The organism is Carnobacterium sp. FSL E2-0243, from assembly GCF_038003605.1.
Lineage (GTDB): Bacteria > Bacillota > Bacilli > Lactobacillales > Carnobacteriaceae > Carnobacterium > Carnobacterium maltaromaticum.
The window spans coordinates 3,368,501-3,385,977 of record NZ_JBBOPM010000001.1; the positions used below are offsets into that span (position 1 = coordinate 3,368,501).

The 17,477-nt window shown below is 36.0% G+C and carries 16 protein-coding genes; 2 read left to right on the top strand and 14 right to left on the bottom strand.

The annotated features are described in order from the left end of the window. Positions 1-71: 71 nt before the first annotated feature. The 14 genes from MHI00_RS15755 to MHI00_RS15820 form a co-directional block, all read right to left on the bottom strand. Entirely contained in the window at positions 72-668 is a 597-nt protein-coding gene (locus MHI00_RS15755; RefSeq protein WP_010051975.1) for a TetR/AcrR family transcriptional regulator, read from the bottom strand. A gap of 134 nt (positions 669-802) precedes the next feature. Then, entirely contained in the window at positions 803-2,122 is a 1,320-nt protein-coding gene (locus MHI00_RS15760) for an amidohydrolase (RefSeq protein ID WP_229252442.1), read from the bottom strand. Next, the gene (locus MHI00_RS15765) at positions 2,119-3,831 is read right to left on the bottom strand and encodes an adenine deaminase C-terminal domain-containing protein (RefSeq protein WP_341114823.1); all 1,713 of its coding nucleotides are present in this window, start codon (positions 3,829-3,831) and stop codon (positions 2,119-2,121) included. Before MHI00_RS15765 ends, MHI00_RS15760 begins: the two co-directional genes overlap by 4 nt. 97 nt (positions 3,832-3,928) lie before the next feature. Further along, a complete protein-coding gene (locus MHI00_RS15770; RefSeq protein ID WP_010051971.1) occupies positions 3,929-4,987 on the bottom strand; it encodes an ABC transporter substrate-binding protein in 1,059 nt (352 codons plus the stop codon). A gap of 26 nt (positions 4,988-5,013) precedes the next feature. Further along, positions 5,014-6,054, bottom strand: a complete 1,041-nt coding sequence (locus tag MHI00_RS15775) for an ABC transporter ATP-binding protein (RefSeq protein ID WP_341114826.1) — start codon at positions 6,052-6,054, stop codon at positions 5,014-5,016. Between the two features lie 23 nt (positions 6,055-6,077). Beyond that, positions 6,078-6,857 carry an ABC transporter permease gene (locus tag MHI00_RS15780; protein WP_010051966.1) on the bottom strand — a complete coding sequence of 260 codons (780 nt, stop codon included), beginning with the start codon at positions 6,855-6,857 and terminating at the stop codon, positions 6,078-6,080. Next, complete coding sequence (locus MHI00_RS15785) at positions 6,850-7,683, bottom strand: ABC transporter permease (RefSeq protein ID WP_010051965.1); 834 nt, start codon at positions 7,681-7,683, stop codon at positions 6,850-6,852. Before MHI00_RS15785 ends, MHI00_RS15780 begins: the two co-directional genes overlap by 8 nt. A 436-nt stretch (positions 7,684-8,119) precedes the next feature. Next, positions 8,120-9,565 (bottom strand): sensor histidine kinase, encoded by a 1,446-nt coding sequence (locus MHI00_RS15790; RefSeq protein WP_187958215.1) that lies wholly within the window; start codon positions 9,563-9,565, stop codon positions 8,120-8,122. Further along, positions 9,562-10,233: a response regulator transcription factor gene (locus MHI00_RS15795; protein ID WP_187958216.1), complete on the bottom strand. Its 672-nt coding sequence runs from the start codon at positions 10,231-10,233 to the stop codon at positions 9,562-9,564. The genes MHI00_RS15790 and MHI00_RS15795 overlap by 4 nt, the downstream gene beginning before the upstream one ends. Positions 10,234-10,311: 78 nt before the next feature. Continuing rightward, complete coding sequence (locus MHI00_RS15800) at positions 10,312-11,571, bottom strand: ABC transporter permease (protein ID WP_187958225.1); 1,260 nt, start codon at positions 11,569-11,571, stop codon at positions 10,312-10,314. Next, positions 11,558-12,256, bottom strand: a complete 699-nt coding sequence (locus MHI00_RS15805; RefSeq protein ID WP_015077818.1) for an ABC transporter ATP-binding protein — start codon at positions 12,254-12,256, stop codon at positions 11,558-11,560. The genes MHI00_RS15800 and MHI00_RS15805 overlap by 14 nt, the downstream gene beginning before the upstream one ends. After that, on the bottom strand, positions 12,240-13,505 hold the full coding sequence (locus MHI00_RS15810; protein ID WP_135057478.1) for an efflux RND transporter periplasmic adaptor subunit: 1,266 nt from the start codon (positions 13,503-13,505) through the stop codon (positions 12,240-12,242). The genes MHI00_RS15805 and MHI00_RS15810 overlap by 17 nt, the downstream gene beginning before the upstream one ends. Positions 13,506-13,524: 19 nt before the next feature. Next, positions 13,525-13,755 carry a hypothetical protein gene (locus MHI00_RS15815; RefSeq protein WP_010051899.1) on the bottom strand — a complete coding sequence of 77 codons (231 nt, stop codon included), beginning with the start codon at positions 13,753-13,755 and terminating at the stop codon, positions 13,525-13,527. Between the two features lie 155 nt (positions 13,756-13,910). Beyond that, positions 13,911-14,813 (bottom strand): helix-turn-helix domain-containing protein, encoded by a 903-nt coding sequence (locus MHI00_RS15820; RefSeq protein ID WP_187958217.1) that lies wholly within the window; start codon positions 14,811-14,813, stop codon positions 13,911-13,913. Positions 14,814-15,143: 330 nt separating this feature from the next. Here MHI00_RS15820 and MHI00_RS15825 point away from each other — a divergent pair, with 330 nt between their 5' ends. Further along, positions 15,144-15,728 carry a nitroreductase family protein gene (locus MHI00_RS15825; RefSeq protein WP_187958218.1) on the top strand — a complete coding sequence of 195 codons (585 nt, stop codon included), beginning with the start codon at positions 15,144-15,146 and terminating at the stop codon, positions 15,726-15,728. Positions 15,729-16,041: 313 nt separating this feature from the next. Further along, entirely contained in the window at positions 16,042-17,466 is a 1,425-nt protein-coding gene (locus tag MHI00_RS15830) for a PTS transporter subunit EIIC (RefSeq protein WP_010051896.1), read from the top strand. Positions 17,467-17,477: the final 11 nt, after the last annotated feature.

The following is a 17,477-nucleotide window of genomic DNA, read 5'->3' on the forward strand; positions in this document are numbered from 1 at the left end:
ATTTGCTTGAAAACTGTCATTTAAAATAAAAAAAACCAATTCTAAGTTGAATTGGTTTTTACGAATGACTATTACTTAAAAACGCCATGCAGCATGAAATCAGTTAACTCGCGGACTTGTTCAGACATTGGCGTTTTTGATGCAAATTTTTGGTTGCCATTAAACATTGGACTAATGCTAGTCACCACAAACTTAGCTGCCGCTCTTGCTGATACTTCAGGTCGCAGAAGCCCTTTTTCTTGCATCTCTGTAAAGAAATCATCGAAGGGACGAGAATAGGTATCTTGGCTTAATTGGAACAAAAGATATTGATTTTCTGGTTGCATCTCATTTAGAATATCATGAATCATCAGCATAATGTTCGTCGGATGTAAATCAATTAAAGTCAGTATCATCCCAGATAATTTGGTTTCTGGGTCGGTTTCTTTTTTTAGAATTTTATCTAGTTCTTTTTTTACACTTGTTGTTAGTTCCCGAATGACTTCTATATATAGCGTCTCTTTGTCTTTAAAATGATGGTAAAGAGCCGGTTGAGTAATCTTACTCTGTTGGGCAATTTCTCTTGTAGAGGTTGACTTATAACCCTTTTGCATAAATAAAATTTGCGCTTCTTTAAGAATTTTCTCCCTTGTCAGCTGCATTTCTTCTTTACGTGTCAACTTTTCCATTTACATTCACCTTCTTTATTTCCCAATTAAATAGTATTTATAATTGTTACTATACTATATTTAGTAGGCTCTGTCTTTATAATTACTTTATAAGCACAAAAAAAGACTGGAAACTCCCAGTCTACTATTTTTATTTAATCTGCTAATTCCATTGCCCGTTTTTTAAATTCAGACATTTCCGCCTGTAAATTTTGTTGTAAGCTACTTAATGACTGTTGGACCAACTGTTTTTTCTCCACAACACATCTACCATTAATATAAACCATTTCTACATTACTAGCATTTCCAGAATAAACCAAAACTGCATAAGGGTCAAAATTAGGAAACATATTAACTGATTTTGTTTCTACTAAAACGACATCTGCTTGTTTTCCAACTTCTAATGACCCGACTTCCTTAGATAAGCCTAAAACTTCTGCTCCACCATTAGTCGCCAAGGCCACAATTTCAACCGCCGGAAAAGCACCTCGATCTTTTAAGGTTGTTTTATGGAAATTGGCAAACAACTTCATTTGAGTAAACAAATCAAGTGTATTTCCGCTACTTGGTCCGTCTGTACCTAAACCAACTGGGACTCCCGCTGCTAGTAAATCTTTAATGCGTGCAACACCTTTGGCTGATTTCGTATTTGCGCCGATGCAGTGTGCCACTTTTGTTCCAGTTATTTTTAATAGCTCGATATCATCATCAGTCAAGAAGATGCAATGAGCCGCAATCACACGAGGACTTAAAAAGCCAATTTTATGCAGATAACCAACTGGCGTTAGGCCATATTTGTCCATAAAATACTGTACTTCGTAATCCATTTCAGCAACATGTAAACTAACAGGCACATCATATTTTTCTGCTAACATAGTCGTTTTTTCTAAGGCTGCTTGACTATTTGTATTTGGAGCATGGGGCGCAATCGCTGGGGTGATTAATGGATTTTCTAACCACTTGGGAATATAATTTTCGGCATAGGCTAAACCACCATGAGGCTCTTGGGCATCACAAGTGGGGAAATCAATGACCGTTTCGCCAAGAATGCCACGACTTCCCATTTCTGCTGTAGCTTTTGCCAATTCATCTTCAAAATAATACATGTCCATAAAACTAGTGACACCCGCCAATTGCATCTCAGCGATAGCATACTTTCCACTGTGATAAGCCAGTTCTTTAGTCATATGTTGCTCTAATGGAAATAGGAAACGTCGCAAACGGTCTGGTACATCGTCTCCTAAAGAACGAAAGGGAACCATACCAATATGCGTATGGGTATTAATCATCCCTGGCATTAGAATTCCTTGTTCACCATCAATGACTTTATCAAAGTGACTTAGTTCTTCTGTCAAATTTTCCATGGCTCCTAATGCGACAATCCGTGTGTCCTGAATAATGAGATAGCCATCTGGAAAAACATCTCGTGTCGCATTCATCGTTACTAATTGGACATGTTGAATCAGTGTTTTCATTTGAACCTCGCTATCACTGGAATAATTGCTTGTGTTCTAGTATCCATCATTCCAATATCTGTAATTTTAATCGCCGGTGAAACGGGTAACGACAGGGTTGAAAACGACATAATTTCATTCATATTTTTATAGCCTAAATCCACCATTGCCTTGCGTACAGCTTTCAATTCTGTTCCTAAAACAGACAATGGTGCAGCACTTAAAATTCCACCAATTGGCAAAGGACATTCTGCGACCACTCGTTCTTGATCTACAACAATATAGCCACCTTGAATCTCGAGTAGACGTTGTTGCGCCACAACCATATCTGCTGCAGAAGTTCCTAACACCATGACATTATGATGATCATGGGCCCATGTTGTAGCAACTGCGCCTTTTTTGGTTAACGTATTTTCAACAAGTCCATAGGCGATGTTCCCATTTTTTCCATAACGTTCCATCACAACGACTAACGCCAACCCACTATTTTCCCAATCCACAATTCCATTCTTAACTGGTAAAATACGTTGGACTGGTTTTGTGAAAGTCCCAACTTCTTGAATTTGCATCACATTACAGCTAGCTTCTGTAGCATCGGCTGGTGCGATTAACTGAAAGTCAATAAGTTCAGCCATTTTGCAATGGACCGATTGATAAAATTCTGCTGGAAAATCTTCTGTGGCTTCAGGTGCTTGAATGTTCTCACCTTTTGTGTGAACTAATTGACCTTTTTTATACACTTGATAAATATCTAATTGCGCTAAGTCATCTAGTAAAATAAAGTCAGCCATTTGACCTGGTGCGATCGCGCCACGATCTTGGAAGCCCATCCGTTTAGCAGGTGTATAAGTACTTGTGTAAATTGCCCATTCAGCTGGCATACCACATTTAATTGCATTTTTAACAATTTGATTTAAATGTCCTTCTAATAAATCGTCTGCCATCACGTCATCTGTAATTAATGCTACATATTCATAAAAATGATTGTCAACAATCGTCTGGATGTTTTCTTTTGTAATTGATTTTCCCTGCATTTCAAGAAACATTCCGTTACAAATTTTTTCATAAATGGATGCCGAGCTTTGATGCGTATGGTCTGCTGTCACACCATGATAAATAAATGTAGCTAAGTCTTCTTTGGTAATTTTCGGAACATGTCCTTCAATAGGCATTGTTGGACGTGTTGTTTGACATTCACGAATAATCTGACGAATTAAAGAATCGGGTTCAGAAATAATCCCTTTAAAGTTCATCGCCTCACCTAAACACATAACTTTAGGTGATTTTAGTAATTCACGAACTTCTGGTAAGCCAATGACTCCGCCCGTTGTTTCTAAATCAACAGTGGTTGAAGGCACCGATGAAGGAATCGCATAAAAAATATCTAACTCTGTCTCTGCTTGTAAAAAGGCTTCGACACCTTTTAACCCAAAAACATTAGCAACTTCATGAGAATCCGCAATAATCGTCGTGACCCCATGGTACAAAGCTGCTTTTGAAAAAATAGATGGAATCGTCATGGAACTTTCGATGTGCATATGACAATCAATCAAACCTGGAATCATATGACGTCCGCCGGCATCGATGGTTGCTTTTGGCTCTAAGTATTTTAGATTTTCTTCGCTAATATAAAAGAAGCGTTCACCAGCAATCGCCACATGTTTGGCTTCAAATTTTTGGATAAAGGTATTGAATACCTGAGCATTTTCAACTAATAAATCAACCTGCATTTTTTATTCCTCTTTTCTACTAATTCACTATTAAAATAACCTTAAGCACCGAGAAACCATTCGGTTATCAGTTGCAAAAGGTTATCTATCGTCTGTATTATTGATTTAAGGTTTTATTCCATTGATCAATCCAGCTTGCCAATTGACCGTTAACAAAGCTGAAATCAATAACTTTTGCCCGATCTGCAACGGCTCCATAAGTTTTATTTTCTGCCGTAGCATCATCTAAAACCACTTTGGCATTGGTCGGTGCTTCGTTTAAAGACTTAGCTGTAACTTCTTGTAACTCTTGACTAATTCTCCAGTCAATGAATTTTTCAGCAAGTTCTTTATTTTTAGAATTTTTAGTAATGTTAATGGTATTGAAGTTGGCATATGTTCCTGATTCTGGTACAACATAAGCAACATCTGCATCCGCTTGAGTAATAATTGGAACAGCAAAATCCCCTACAACAGCTGCAACAATTTCACCAGATTTAAACATATTAGCTAAGTCTGAAGATTTTCCGTAAGTTTTAACAACGTTAGGAGCTAATTCTTTTAAGCCTTTAAAAGCTGCGGCACCCTTATCTTTTTCAATGTCTCCACCTTTATAATCATTGGCTAGGTAAACCATTGAAGGGCCATAAGTCGTAGCAATATCTGGAATTGAGATTTTACCTTTTAAAGCTGGATTCCATAAATCAGACCACTCTTTAATTTCCATTCCAGCAGCTTCTTTGTTGTAAATAATCCCGATACTATTAACGCCATAAGCTGGACCGGCTCCGTCCGTTGCAATTTCTTTAGCTGCGTCAGTTAAATTAGCCATATTCGGTACTTTTTCTGCATCGATTTTAGCAAATAAACCTTCATCTAAACCTTTTGCCGCATTAGATTGCGATAATTCAATGACATCTACTTTCGAATTAGGGTTATTTTCTAGTTTTGTATAACGCTCTGAACTTGTCCCTGTTTCAACAACGATTTTTACATTGTTAGCTTCTTCAAAGGGCTTAAAAATATCCTTTTGAACAATATCTTCACTTAAACCAAACGTTGATACAACTAATTCTTTGGGTGCATTGCTTGATTTATCTGCGGCCTTATTCCCACAACCTGATACTACTAAAGCTCCCAATAATGCAACTGCTACAAAACCTAAACCTTTTTTCATTTCATTACCCCACTTTTTTTATTTTTTTAAACTAAAACGACTTTATGTTCTGGCAAGCAAAGTTGAACGCGATCACCTGAATGGTAGACTTGCTTATCTGAACCATTAACTAATAACTTACCGATAGCTGTTTTGACTTCATATTGATAACTTTTCCCTAAAAAGGTCCGGACACTAATTTCACCAGCAAGTAGATTGGTTCTATTTTCTTGTTCTGGATGAACAATTTCAATATCATCTGGGCGAATCGTACCAATCGCCTTATTATTTTCAGAGCTTCTTGTCGTTTCAAAAATTGTTCCATTTTCAGCTACATAACTAAATTCTGATTTTTTTTGCAATTGAAAGAAGTTTTCAAATCCAATGAAACGGGCAACAAATTCTGTTTTAGGATTGTTGTAAATAACCTCAGGAGTATCATATTGTTCAATAATCCCTTTATTCATGACAGCTACTTTATCTGAAATTGAGAAACACTCTTCTTGATCATGAGTCACAAAGACAGATGTGATACCTAACTGACGCTGAATTCGTTTGATTTCCATCCGCATATTAATGCGTAGTTTTGCATCTAGATTACTTAAAGGTTCGTCCAATAATAAAAGTTTAGGCTCGATAACTAAGGCTCTAGCTAATGCAACACGTTGACGTTGGCCGCCAGACATTTGCTTGGGATAACGATCGCCAAAATCTTCTAGTCCACAAACCTTCAACATTTCAGTAACTCTGGTAGCAATATTCTCTTTTGATTCTTTTCTCAACTTCAAACCAAAGGTAACATTTTCTCTGACGGTTAGATGAGGAAACAATGCATAACTTTGAAAGACCATACCAAAATTACGTTTATGGACTGGCACTTTAGTCAAATCTTCATTGTCTAAAACAAAGTTCCCATCGTTGGGCTCTATTAGTCCCGCAATCACTCGCAAAGTTGTGGTTTTGCCGCAGCCACTTGGGCCTAATAATGAAACGAGTTCGCCTTTTTCCATTGAGATATTTAATTCTTCTAAAATGTTCGTTTTGCCATCATAGCTCACACGAATATCCTTTAAATCAACAAATGACATTTGAACAATTCCTCCTCTTTTGGTTATGCAATAGCAGCTAAGCCTAAGGTTTTTTCAATAATATACATCAGCACAATCGTTCCAATCATTAATAAAACGGAGATAGCTGAAACAGTTGGATCATAATTATATTCAATATAGTTTAGTAAAGATGTTGGTAAGGTTGTGACTCCTGGACCAGATAAAAACATTGAGACAGGAATATTATTGAAGGAATTGATAAATGCTAGCATAAAGGAAGCAAAAATTCCTGATGTAATATTCGGCAATACAATCCGGATAAAAGCCCTAGTCCGGGTACAGCCTAAGGTCCAAGCAACTTCTTCAATGGAAAAATCAAGTTGTTCTAAGCTTGAGCCAACTACTCGAATAATGTAAGGCAAGCTAATTAAGAAATGGCCAAGTAATAGGCCTTGGAAGACAGGTAATTGAAGTTGAATTACAACAAATTGAAATAAAGAATACCCAACTACGATTCCTGGTACAATCGTTGGTGATAAGAAAAAGCTCTTTAACCATTTCCGTCCTTTAATCCCATGTCTCGCTAAAGCGTATGCTGCTGGCACACCAATAATCAAAGCAAGTACTGTGGCTAGAAGTCCAATTTCTAAACTCAGCAGAAAACCATCGACAAAAGCCTCTGACACGAAGATGTTTTGATACCATTTAAAGGTAAAGCCTTCGATTGGGAATTGGATTGTAGCATTTTCGCCAAATGAGGTAATCGCAATCAGCACTAATGGTAGGAAGAGAAAAGCGAATACTAGTCCGACGAATAGGGTTAAGCCTCTTTGTTTACGCATTTAGTTCACCTCTCTTATCTGCTTTTCCGGCAATCCAGTTGAAGACGCGCATCACAACGATAGTGGTCACGATCATCACGAATGCGATCACACTCGCTCCGGACCAATCGCCTAATGCCATTGCTTTTTGGTAGAGAAATGTTGCTAAAAGCATATTTTTATTGCCACCTAATAATTGTGGTGTTGTGTAGGCGGTTAGTGTTCCGGTAAATACGAGAACACTGCCGACGATAATTCCTGGAATACTTAAGGGTAAAATAACTTTCATAAAGGCTGAAAACCGATTGGCACCTAAGGTTTCAGCGGCTTCCATAATTTCTGGATCAATATTTTCAACTACTCCAACTAAGGTCATCACCATAATTGGTAAAAATAAGTAAATGGACCCCACGATAATCGAGAATTCTGTATACAGCATAACGATTGGTTGTTTGATTACGCCGATACTAAGTAAAAAATTATTAATAACTCCATTTTGGCCTAAGATGTTAATCCAAGCAAAGCTCCGAATAACTGAGTTCGTCAGCAAGGGAAAAAGTGTCAAAGCCATTAACAAGCTGCGCCATTTTTTAGGACTTCGCGCAATATAGTAAGCTGTTGGAACCCCACATAAGGCTGAGATGAGCGTCACAATTAAGGATACTCTTATAGTCCGAATGAAAATACTAATGTTGTAGCTATCGCTAAAAAACTGTTGATAAGCTGTTAGTGAAAAACCACCTTCAAAAACGGTTGGCAATAAAATTGAAACCAAAGGCATCACTAAAAAGAAAATCAAAAGAATCAACCCTGGCGCTAAGATTAGATAAGGTATGCTTTTTTTCATGGTAGGTTCCTCCTTTTATAGAATGTTGCACTCGCAGTCTTAGCCTCGACTAGAAAATAGGAAATTCTAAGAAAAATGTCTTTTTCCAAAGCGTTGGTGCATAAGAGCTAGACTAAATAAAATGCTCATTGAGATATTCTTTATTTAAAATCGTCCTTAAAAACGTACATTAATTTTTCAGAAAGGAATAACGTAGTGATTAATTAACAAAACGACTTTTATAGTATAATCAATTTACACTGTTTTTTCAATAGAAAAACCAAATTAAAAACAATATAAAACTTTTAATGTTCGTGTTTATATCAAAAAAACTGGTAAAAAGATATTCACGCGCAAAAAAGGACGAATAAAACAATTTAGTTTTATTCATCCTTTTCTCATATATGAATTTCCTGATAAAAAAAATCGTTCGGTTTTACCTTCTGGAAACAGTTTTTTACCACTTAATTTTAAAAACCATGCCATTTTTTTGTTTTGTTGGCTCAAAAGAATAGGTTAAGTGATCCCGTTCTAGTAATTGTCCAACAATATACAGGCCTAAACCCGTCCCACCGTCTTTTCTAGCTCGCGCATAATCTGGGCGATAAAAAGCGGCAAAGACTTTACTCAAATCATCCGACGTCAGTGGTTCACATTCATTTTCTAATGCGAAGCCAGCTTCATTTAAGGTAACAACAATCCGACCATTTTCTGAAGTATATTGTAAAGCATTACTAAGCAGATTCATAAGTACTCTCTTCAAATCTTCACGAACGCCTTCAATCTGGACTGGTTCTATCTTAGTCTCCAGCTTGTATTTTTTTGTTTTTGCCATCAGTTCAAAAACTGGTAAGACTTCTTTTTCAACTAATTCAGAAACTGAAAATATCTCTCTTTCACTTGCTCCTTCAATCATTTCCAGTCGTGATATATATAATATATCCTTCACTAACTGGCTTTGAGTAGCTAAAATCTCTTTGCAAATAGCTAGATAATGATCGCGATCTTTAAATTCCCCCACATTATATAGCATTCCCTCAACAATGCCTGACATTGCCGTAATCGGTGTTTTTAATTCATGAGAAGCAATCCGCATAAATTCAGCTTTAGAGCGCTCAATCTCAGCAGTTAACTCAATTTCTTGGTTCAATTGTTCAATTGTTGTCAGTAAGTTGCCATAAAGATAATTAATATCGGTTGCCAATGTGCTGACTTCATCTTTCCCAACTACTGGACAACGAGTTGTTTCATTCATTTCAGTCATTTGTTTTGTAATCATCGATAACTGATAAATCCGCTTTGTGGAGTAATAGGAATAGATAAACGCTCCGATTCCACCAATTAAAAAACTTACAGCCAGAATCCAAGGATAAATATCGAGTAATACGCCTTTTGCTTCATCAATTGGTTGGAGAGTTCGAATCGCATTTAACTTATAAACTTGTCCTTCATTATCAACAAAGTATTTATACTTCTGAATAACATCCCCCCAATTTCCCAGATCATTCGTTTGAATGTTCATAGCAGTGATTAAGGGTTGAGCTGCTCCACCTTCAGTTACATTCCCAAAACTAGAATCATCTCTAACGACTACTTCATTGGTATTCACAGCTTGAGTGACACTTAATAGTTGACCATCTGGATAAATCAATTGGTCCTCTCCGTTTATCAAGGTCCATACTGCTCCAGTTTCCAAGCCTGTCTTATCTAAAATTTCAGTAGTCTCACTAATTGTTTTGCCTTCAATCTGTTTAGCAACATCCTCCATAATTTTAGATAGTTCCGATTCTTTTTTTTGCTGATAATATCCGGGCATAATCCAATAAAGCAAACCAAAAGCTAATGTCACAACAATAATAATAATTCCCGACGTGAAGAGAAAATTTTTCGTTCTGATTCTCATAGCTCTGCCTCGATTGCATAGCCAGTTCCTTTGACCGTTCTAATTTCAATACCGGGTAATTTTTTACGAATATTTTTTATATGGGTATCAATAATCCGGTCACTAGGGTTATAGTCATAGCCCCAAATTTGATCCATCAATTGCTCACGAGTCACTACTTTGCCTTTACGGCTAATTAATTGTGTAACAATATCGTATTCTTTTTTTGTTAAATTAACTGCTTCAGATTGATTTTCAACAGTGCAAGCATCTAAGTCAATTGTTAACTCACCGTATTTAATTTTCCCGCTATTTTCTTCCTCTTGCACGTTTCTACGGAGCACCGCTTCAACTCGTTTAACCAAAATCGTAGGCGAAAAAGGCTTGGTCACGTAATCGTCAATTAGATTACTATAACTAACTACCTGTGTGTATTCATCATCTAGTGCGGTTAGCATAATAATTGGAATTTGAGAAACTTCTCTAAATTGAGCCAGCAACGCTAAACCATCGATTTTGGGAAGCATAATGTCTAAGATAATTAAATCTAGAGTTTCCTTTTGGAAAATATCCCAACCTGCTTGCCCATCTAGCGCTGAGAAAACAGTAAAATTTTGTTCAGCTAAAAAATTAGCAATGACTTTATTCGTCATCTCATCATCTTCGACTACCAAAATTCTTTTCTGCATAAACCCAACTCCTTCCTCGGTTCCTTATTTAAAAAGCTTATAGCTTTTATTTTACCAACCCCACACTAAAAGCTCAACCTAATCATAACGCAAAGCTTCAATTGGGTCTAATTTAGATGCTTTAATTGCTGGCATTAACCCAAATACGATTCCGATAATTGAACAAAATGCCATACTACCTATAATCGCTAGCCAAGAAACCATGTATGGATAGTTCAAAGCCGACGTAATCCCTTTTCCGGCAATTAAGCCAAATAAAATTCCAGTTATACCTCCAATAAAGGTTAACGTGACAGATTCAGTCAAAAATTGTAACAAAATAACTTTACGTCTAGCTCCTAACGCTTTTTTCACACCAATTTCTCGTGTTCTTTCTGTCACTGAAACGAGCATAATATTCATTACACCAATTCCACCAACTAAAAGAGAGATACTAGCAATACCTGCTAACAAATAAAACTCTGAACGATTGAATTCATCCATTTGTTTTTCAAAATCTTCTAGATTCATTATCCCAAAAACATAATCCGATTGAGGAATAAAACCATTTAAAAGCATAGCCACTTTTTCTGCAGCAGGTTTTAATCCATCTGTATCCTCTCCTTGAACAATCACAGCTGGTGTTGGGTTAATTTCACCAGCTACTTTAGGCCATTGAGTTAATGGAACATACGCTTTTCCATTTTCTCCACCACCCATAGCCATAGTCATCATGCCTCCACCGCTACTTATCTCGTTATTTGCTTCTGGATCTTCTACAACGCCTATAACCTTGAATGGAGTTCCATTAAGTTCAACAATTTTACCAATTCCATCTTCTTCTGGAAATAGATTTTCATAGGCCGTTTTGTCTAACATAACAACCTGGTTTTGCCCTTTATAGTCCGTCTCTGTAAAAAATCTTCCAGCCGTTAATTTTTGAGGTAGCATATCAAAATAATTTTTATCCATAGCTTTTATCTCTGAATTAACAGACTTGGAACCCCGAAAAATAGATGCTGATTTTTGATAGGTAAGACTAGCATTTTTGATTCCTGGCGTTTGTCTAACTTGATCCATTTGTTCTGCTGTGAATATCGGTAAATAATTAGGCTTTTTTTCGTTTCCATTTCCACCCATACCCATACTTCCAGAAAATTGGCTTGCAGGTCCAAAATCAACATTCATGGTATTATTCGGACCACCCATAATTTGTTTTTTCATGTTTGCCGTATTTCCTTCGATAATGCTGAAAATTGAAATTATTGCAGCAATACCAATAATTACACCTAACATCGTCAAAATCGAACGTAATTTATGCGCCCAAATGGATTGTAAAGATAAACTAAGATTTTCCAACATATGCCGTCACACTCCGTTCATCCTTTGTAATGAGCCCATCGCGTAAAATAATTTTTCGTTTTGTATAATCTGCTACTTCTTGCTCATGAGTAATGACTATGATCGTTTTTCCATTCTTGTTTAATTCAGAAAATAAATCCATAATCTGCTCACTCGTTTTTGAATCTAATGCTCCGGTTGGTTCATCTGCCAAAATAAAGTTAGCATTGGTAACTAACGCGCGAGCAACTGCCACCCGCTGTTTCTGCCCACCTGAAAGTTCAGCTGGTTTAAAATGCATCCGCTCTTCTAAACCCACTTGTTTTAAAGCAGCAATCCCTCGCTCTTTGCGCTCTGCTTTAGAAACTTTTCCGTAAACTAAAGGCAATTCAACATTTTGTAAAGCTGTTAAACGGGGCATTAAATTAAAATTTTGAAAAACAAAACCAATGCTTTCATTGCGTAAATCAGATAGTTCATAGTCTTTCAATGAAGAAACATCTGTGTTCTCAATTAAGTAATCCCCTCTTGTTGGTTTATCTAAGCAACCGAGAATATTCATCAAAGTCGATTTACCTGAACCAGATGGTCCCATGATTGAAACATATTCACCAGCTTCAATGGATAAATTAATATTTTTCAAAATTTCAACTTCGGAATCTGCTTGCCAATAAGATTTATAAATATTAGTTAATTTTAACATCTGAGCCAACCTCCATTCCAGCTTTCAAAGTGGAATAGGGATAAACAATCTGGTCTTCTTCAGTTAAGCCTTTTGTAATTTCAACTGTATTGGTTTCTTTATCCGGTTCACCAGCTTCAATTTTACTTTTTTCAATTTTGCCTTTTTTAACGAGCCACACATAGGATTCTTTGCCCTCTTGAATAACAAAGTCTAAAGGTAATTTCACCTTGTTGGCTTCATCTCCTTTTGGTAAAACTTCAACATACATATGACGTCCTAAAGGTGGAGGAGTATCCGTTGGATCAAAAATAACTTTAAAAGGATACTTAGACAGATTGGGATTTTCTTCTTCTTTTTTTTCATCGTCTCCACCAGATTCTGCTGCTAGATTTCCCACTTTGCTTATTTTTCCACTCCAAACCTTCTTCTCATCTGTCCGGTCAATGATTTTAACAGGTTGATCAATTGCCAACTGATCTTTATTAAATTCATCAACCTGGCCATTTACGTATAAACTTGATGTGTCCGTAATTTCCATAAACGTCTCTTTGTTGCCTTCAGCAACAGACTTATTCATTTGATCAGTATCAACTTTTTTCACCACTCCGTCAACTTCAGCTAAAACATCATTAGAACCATATTTTTTTTCTGCATTTGTTACACCTAATTGTGCTTTTTCTAGCTCAATTTCAGCAGTTCCAATTAATGAATCTGCCGTACGAGCATCAGATTTCGCTTGCGCTACTTCTGTTTCTAACTGTGTTTTTTCTTGTTTTAATGTTTCTTTTTCTTCTGCTCCTGCTTGGTTATATTTTGTTGTTAGCTTATCTAAATCAGCCTGTTTTTTATTGTGTTGTTCCCATTTCAAACTAGCATCTGAACGTTTTTGTTCTAAATCGTTCGCTTGATTTGTGACAGTCAACTGCGCTTCTTTTAAGGCTAATTCGCCATCTGGATTTTGATAGGTGTAGAGTTTTTGACCTTTAACAACAGAATCGCCTTCCTTCACGTGGACTTCTGATACTGTTCCTTTTGAATTATCTAAAGTTAATTTACTGATTTGATTTGGCGCGACACTTCCTGTTAATAAAAAATTGGACCCTTTGTTTCCATCACCAGATAATTCTTTAACTGTTTGTGGAATCAGCTTCTGACTTAAAGAATTTGCATTGCTTTGACTGCGTGTAAAATAAAAAATACTGCCAGCTATGATTGCTAGTACAATTACAACACTACTTATTAATTTTATTGGCTTCTTTTTTTTCATCTCGGCTTAAGCCTCCTTTCTATTTTGCTTTTTGAGCTTCTTGTGGACTTTCGTTAAATTGGGCTTCTCCACCATCTTCTGATTTAAATACAGTACCACCTTCTTTAGTTTCTGTGACTGCACCCTTGCCATTCGTTACTGTTGCTCCCATGTTCTCAGCTTCTGAGTCTTTTTTACTGCCACCACATCCTGCTAATAAACTTGTCATACCCACTACTAAAATTAAACTTGCTAGTATATTTTTTTTCATACTTTATTCCCACCCATTCATTTATTTGTAAGCCTAGTGTAACAAGGTAATCTGCAGTCTATATGTAGCTAATGTGGAGAGTATCTGGAGTTTAAATATCTATGTTGATTACAACAAAAAACACCCTCCTATTTCAGAGGGTGTTCAGTCAATTTTTAGATTTTATAACTAAATACAAGCGATTCGATTTTATATTCTTCGCTGTCTTTTTTAATTGTTTGAATCAAATCTTTACGATCATTTAATTCACAAAGTGCGACGGCTAAATAAAAAATATGCGCACCATCTTCTATTTTGCCTTGTTTACAAAGATTAATCCCCTTTTCATACAGTAAAAGCTCCAATCCATGAATACTACCGTCTTCTTTTTGCAATTTAATTCCAGCTGAACACAGTTCAATCGCTTTAGTATAGTTTTTGACTGCAGAATAATATTTGGCTGAATTGTAATAAATCTTAATACTTTCTGCAATATCAGAAAATTGAACGTCCGATTTTCTAATTTCTTCTAATTGAGCTAAAGATTTTTCAAAATAATACTTTGACTTATCTAATTCATTCGCCATAAAGTAGGCGACTGCAATTCCGTTGGTCGTCAATGAATCCAGAATATCTACGTTTTTATTTGTACTTGCTTGCATACTTAAGTTAAAGTGATAGTGAGCATCAGAAAAATTTTTGTTCCCCATCAAACTCGCCATTCCCATATAATAATTATATTCTTTGACATCAATAGATTCTGTTAAGTCTTTTACCTTAATTTTTTTAAGCAATAAATCCTTAGCTTCTTTGTATTTTAATTTTTTAAAAAGTTCTTTGACTTGATAAAATAATTCGCGATGTCCATTTTCTGAAACTGGGAGATACTCTGATAGATCAGAAAAATCAATTTTTAAGCGCTCTCCGATTGCTAATAATGTCCGCACCGCTGGGACGCTATTATTATTTTCTAGATTACTAACTGTTGCTTGCGTACAAATACCATTAGCTAATTCTTTTTGTGTCATTCTTTTAGCTTTGCGTGCCTCTTTTACAACATCCCCTATTTGTTTTTGCATATACTTACTCCACCCTTTCTTTCTATACTTTTTAATTATATCTTTATCCTATTGTAACTGACACGCCATTATTAAGATAGTTATAATAGCTGTTTTCGTAAAATATTAAGTAAATATTTTTAAAATCGTACAAATTAACAATTTATTACTATGATTAGAAAATAACCATTATAGATTGAAACTATACATATTTTTTATTACTTGCACTTAATTTTAATTTCCGTTACTATAGAACTTAACCAATTGAGAATACTTCTCAATTATCTGTTTGGATTGACTATTTTTTATTTAGGTCCGTTCCAATATACTACTATTAAGGAGTGTTTAATCATGAAACAATCTATTTCCGATACGATTATATCTCGTCGCACCTCAAAAACGAGCTTAGATACACCCATTTCTCCCGAAGAAATTTTTACTTTGCTAGAAAAAGCTAGCTACGCACCATACCATGGCAAGAACGAGCCTTGGGTAGCAAAAATTGTCACAACTGAAGCTGAAAAAGAATGGTTATATGAGCGAATTATTGCTAGCTATGAACGCAATCAGGTTATTATTGATGAGCAAACACGGGAACGAATGACTACCAAAATGACACGTTTAATCCTAGGAGCACCTGCAACAATTTTATTTGCTCGTGAGATATTTGTGGATAATCCTAGGAAAAACTATGATTCAATTGAAGCCACTTCTGCTTTGATTCAAAACTTTTCACTCCTTGCTTGGGAGCAGGATCTAGTTGGATTTTGGGCAACAAGTCCCTTCATTTTAGATTCTACCCTCTCAAATGAACTTGGTTTCCCTAGTAATTATGAACTAATTGCGAATTATCGATTAGGACATCGTGATTTAGAACAACCTTTACGAATAGCAACTAGGCAACCTATCGAAAACTGGGCTAGCTCTTTATTATAACCGCTAAATTTAAGCCTTAAGATATCTTGAAGACACATATTCCAGCGAATATGTGTCTTTTTATAAAAAAATTCTATTTTAGTGAAAAAATAGCGACTATACCACTAATTTAAAATTTATTTTTTATCTTTTTAAAGAAAACGCTTGCATTAAGTTTCATCAACTGGTATTATGAATTCATCAGATAGGATTGTTACCAATTCTGGGCAAAACCTAAGCTGATTTGAAACGCAGGGATTCCTGTCGACTTCAAATCAGTTTAGGTTTTTTTTGTTCAAAATAGTGAACACCTAAAAAATGGAGGTAGGAAAAAATGGCTAAGTACACTGATTTAGCAACAGATATTCTTGATAAAATTGGCGGGAAAGAAAACGTCAAAAGTGTTTTCCATTGTGTCACTCGTTTACGTTTCAAATTGAAAGATGAAAGCATTGCTAAAACCGAAGAAATTAAGAAAATGGACGGCGTTGTAACCGTTATGCAAAGTGGCGGTCAATATCAAGTCGTTATCGGCACACATGTACCTGAAGTTTTTGCAGAAGTTTTAAAAGTCGGCGGCTTATCAACTGATGATAGTATGGATACATCAGATGCCGATGACGGACCAAAAGGTAGTTTGTTCGATCGTTTTATCGATATGATTTCAGGAATTTTCACACCAATCTTAGGTGTTTTATCTGCAACAGGTATGATTAAAGGTTTTGTGGCTTTATTTGTAGCCTTAAAATGGCTAGATAGTACGTCCGGCACTTATATTATTTTACAAGCAACTGGTGATGCATTGTTCTATTCTCTACCTGTCTTTCTTGGGTATACTGCAAGTAAGAAATTTGGTGGGAATCCATTTATTGGAATGAGTATTGGGGTATCAATGTTATATCCTGCTATTGCTGCTGTTATGGGAGCAGATATGCCGGTACTTTACACATTGTTCCAAGGAACATTGCTTGAATCTCCAATTAAAATTACTTTCTTAGGAATTCCAGTAATTATGATGAGCTATGCTTCATCTGTTATTCCAATTATCCTTGCTGTTTTTGTTTCAAGTAAAGTCGAAAAATTCTTTACTAAAGTCATTCCAAGTGTTGTTCGTAATTTCTTAGTTCCATTTTGTACTTTACTAGTTATTGTGCCTTTAACTTTCTTAGTTATTGGACCAATTGCTACATGGGCAGGTATGCTATTAGGAGCTGCGACTGGTGCCATTTATGACTTAAGTCCAGTTGTTGCTGGTTTATTACTTGGTGGTTTCTGGCAAGTATTTGTTATTTTCGGATTACATTGGGGTCTAGTTCCAATTGCTATGAACAACATTGCTTCTGGTAATGGCGATCCAATTCTAGCAATGACTCTTGCTGCATCATTTGCTCAAATCGGTGCTGTTTTAGCGGTTTGGATGAAAACTAAAAATCAAAAACTTAAAACGTTGGCTATTCCAGCCTTTATCTCAGGTATCTTTGGAGTAACTGAACCTGCAATCTATGGTGTGACTTTACCACTGAAAAAACCATTCTACGCAAGTTGTGCAGCAGCTGCTATCGGTGGTGGTATTCTAGGATTCTTCAATACTACTGGCTATATTATGGGTGGTTTAGGTATCTTTGCTTTCCCAAGTTATATCAACCCAGCTGGTCTTGATATGGGTCTATGGGGCGCAGTTATCGCCTGTGTTGTCGGCATGATTCTAGGTTTTGTCTTTACCTATGTTCTTGGTTTTAAAGACGAAGAGTTTGCATAAGAAAACATTAT

Excerpts from the sequence above, each read along its gene's own strand:
- MHI00_RS15795 (WP_187958216.1), bottom strand. The coding sequence starts at position 10,233 with ATGCAGAAAAGAATTTTGGTAGTCGAAGATGATGAGATGACGAATAAA.
- MHI00_RS15820 (WP_187958217.1), bottom strand. The coding sequence starts at position 14,813 with ATGCAAAAACAAATAGGGGATGTTGTAAAAGAGGCACGCAAAGCTAAA.
- MHI00_RS15765 (WP_341114823.1), bottom strand. The coding sequence starts at position 3,831 with ATGCAGGTTGATTTATTAGTTGAAAATGCTCAGGTATTCAATACCTTT.
- MHI00_RS15780 (WP_010051966.1), bottom strand. The coding sequence starts at position 6,857 with ATGCGTAAACAAAGAGGCTTAACCCTATTCGTCGGACTAGTATTCGCT.
- MHI00_RS15760 (WP_229252442.1), bottom strand. The coding sequence starts at position 2,122 with ATGAAAACACTGATTCAACATGTCCAATTAGTAACGATGAATGCGACA.
- MHI00_RS15790 (WP_187958215.1), bottom strand. The coding sequence starts at position 9,565 with ATGAGAATCAGAACGAAAAATTTTCTCTTCACGTCGGGAATTATTATT.
- MHI00_RS15785 (WP_010051965.1), bottom strand. The coding sequence starts at position 7,683 with ATGAAAAAAAGCATACCTTATCTAATCTTAGCGCCAGGGTTGATTCTT.
- MHI00_RS15770 (WP_010051971.1), bottom strand. The coding sequence starts at position 4,987 with ATGAAAAAAGGTTTAGGTTTTGTAGCAGTTGCATTATTGGGAGCTTTA.
- MHI00_RS15815 (WP_010051899.1), bottom strand. The coding sequence starts at position 13,755 with ATGAAAAAAAATATACTAGCAAGTTTAATTTTAGTAGTGGGTATGACA.
- MHI00_RS15775 (WP_341114826.1), bottom strand. The coding sequence starts at position 6,054 with ATGTCATTTGTTGATTTAAAGGATATTCGTGTGAGCTATGATGGCAAA.
- MHI00_RS15810 (WP_135057478.1), bottom strand. The coding sequence starts at position 13,505 with ATGAAAAAAAAGAAGCCAATAAAATTAATAAGTAGTGTTGTAATTGTA.
- MHI00_RS15830 (WP_010051896.1), top strand. The coding sequence starts at position 16,042 with ATGGCTAAGTACACTGATTTAGCAACAGATATTCTTGATAAAATTGGC.
- MHI00_RS15805 (WP_015077818.1), bottom strand. The coding sequence starts at position 12,256 with ATGTTAAAATTAACTAATATTTATAAATCTTATTGGCAAGCAGATTCC.
- MHI00_RS15755 (WP_010051975.1), bottom strand. The coding sequence starts at position 668 with ATGGAAAAGTTGACACGTAAAGAAGAAATGCAGCTGACAAGGGAGAAA.
- MHI00_RS15825 (WP_187958218.1), top strand. The coding sequence starts at position 15,144 with ATGAAACAATCTATTTCCGATACGATTATATCTCGTCGCACCTCAAAA.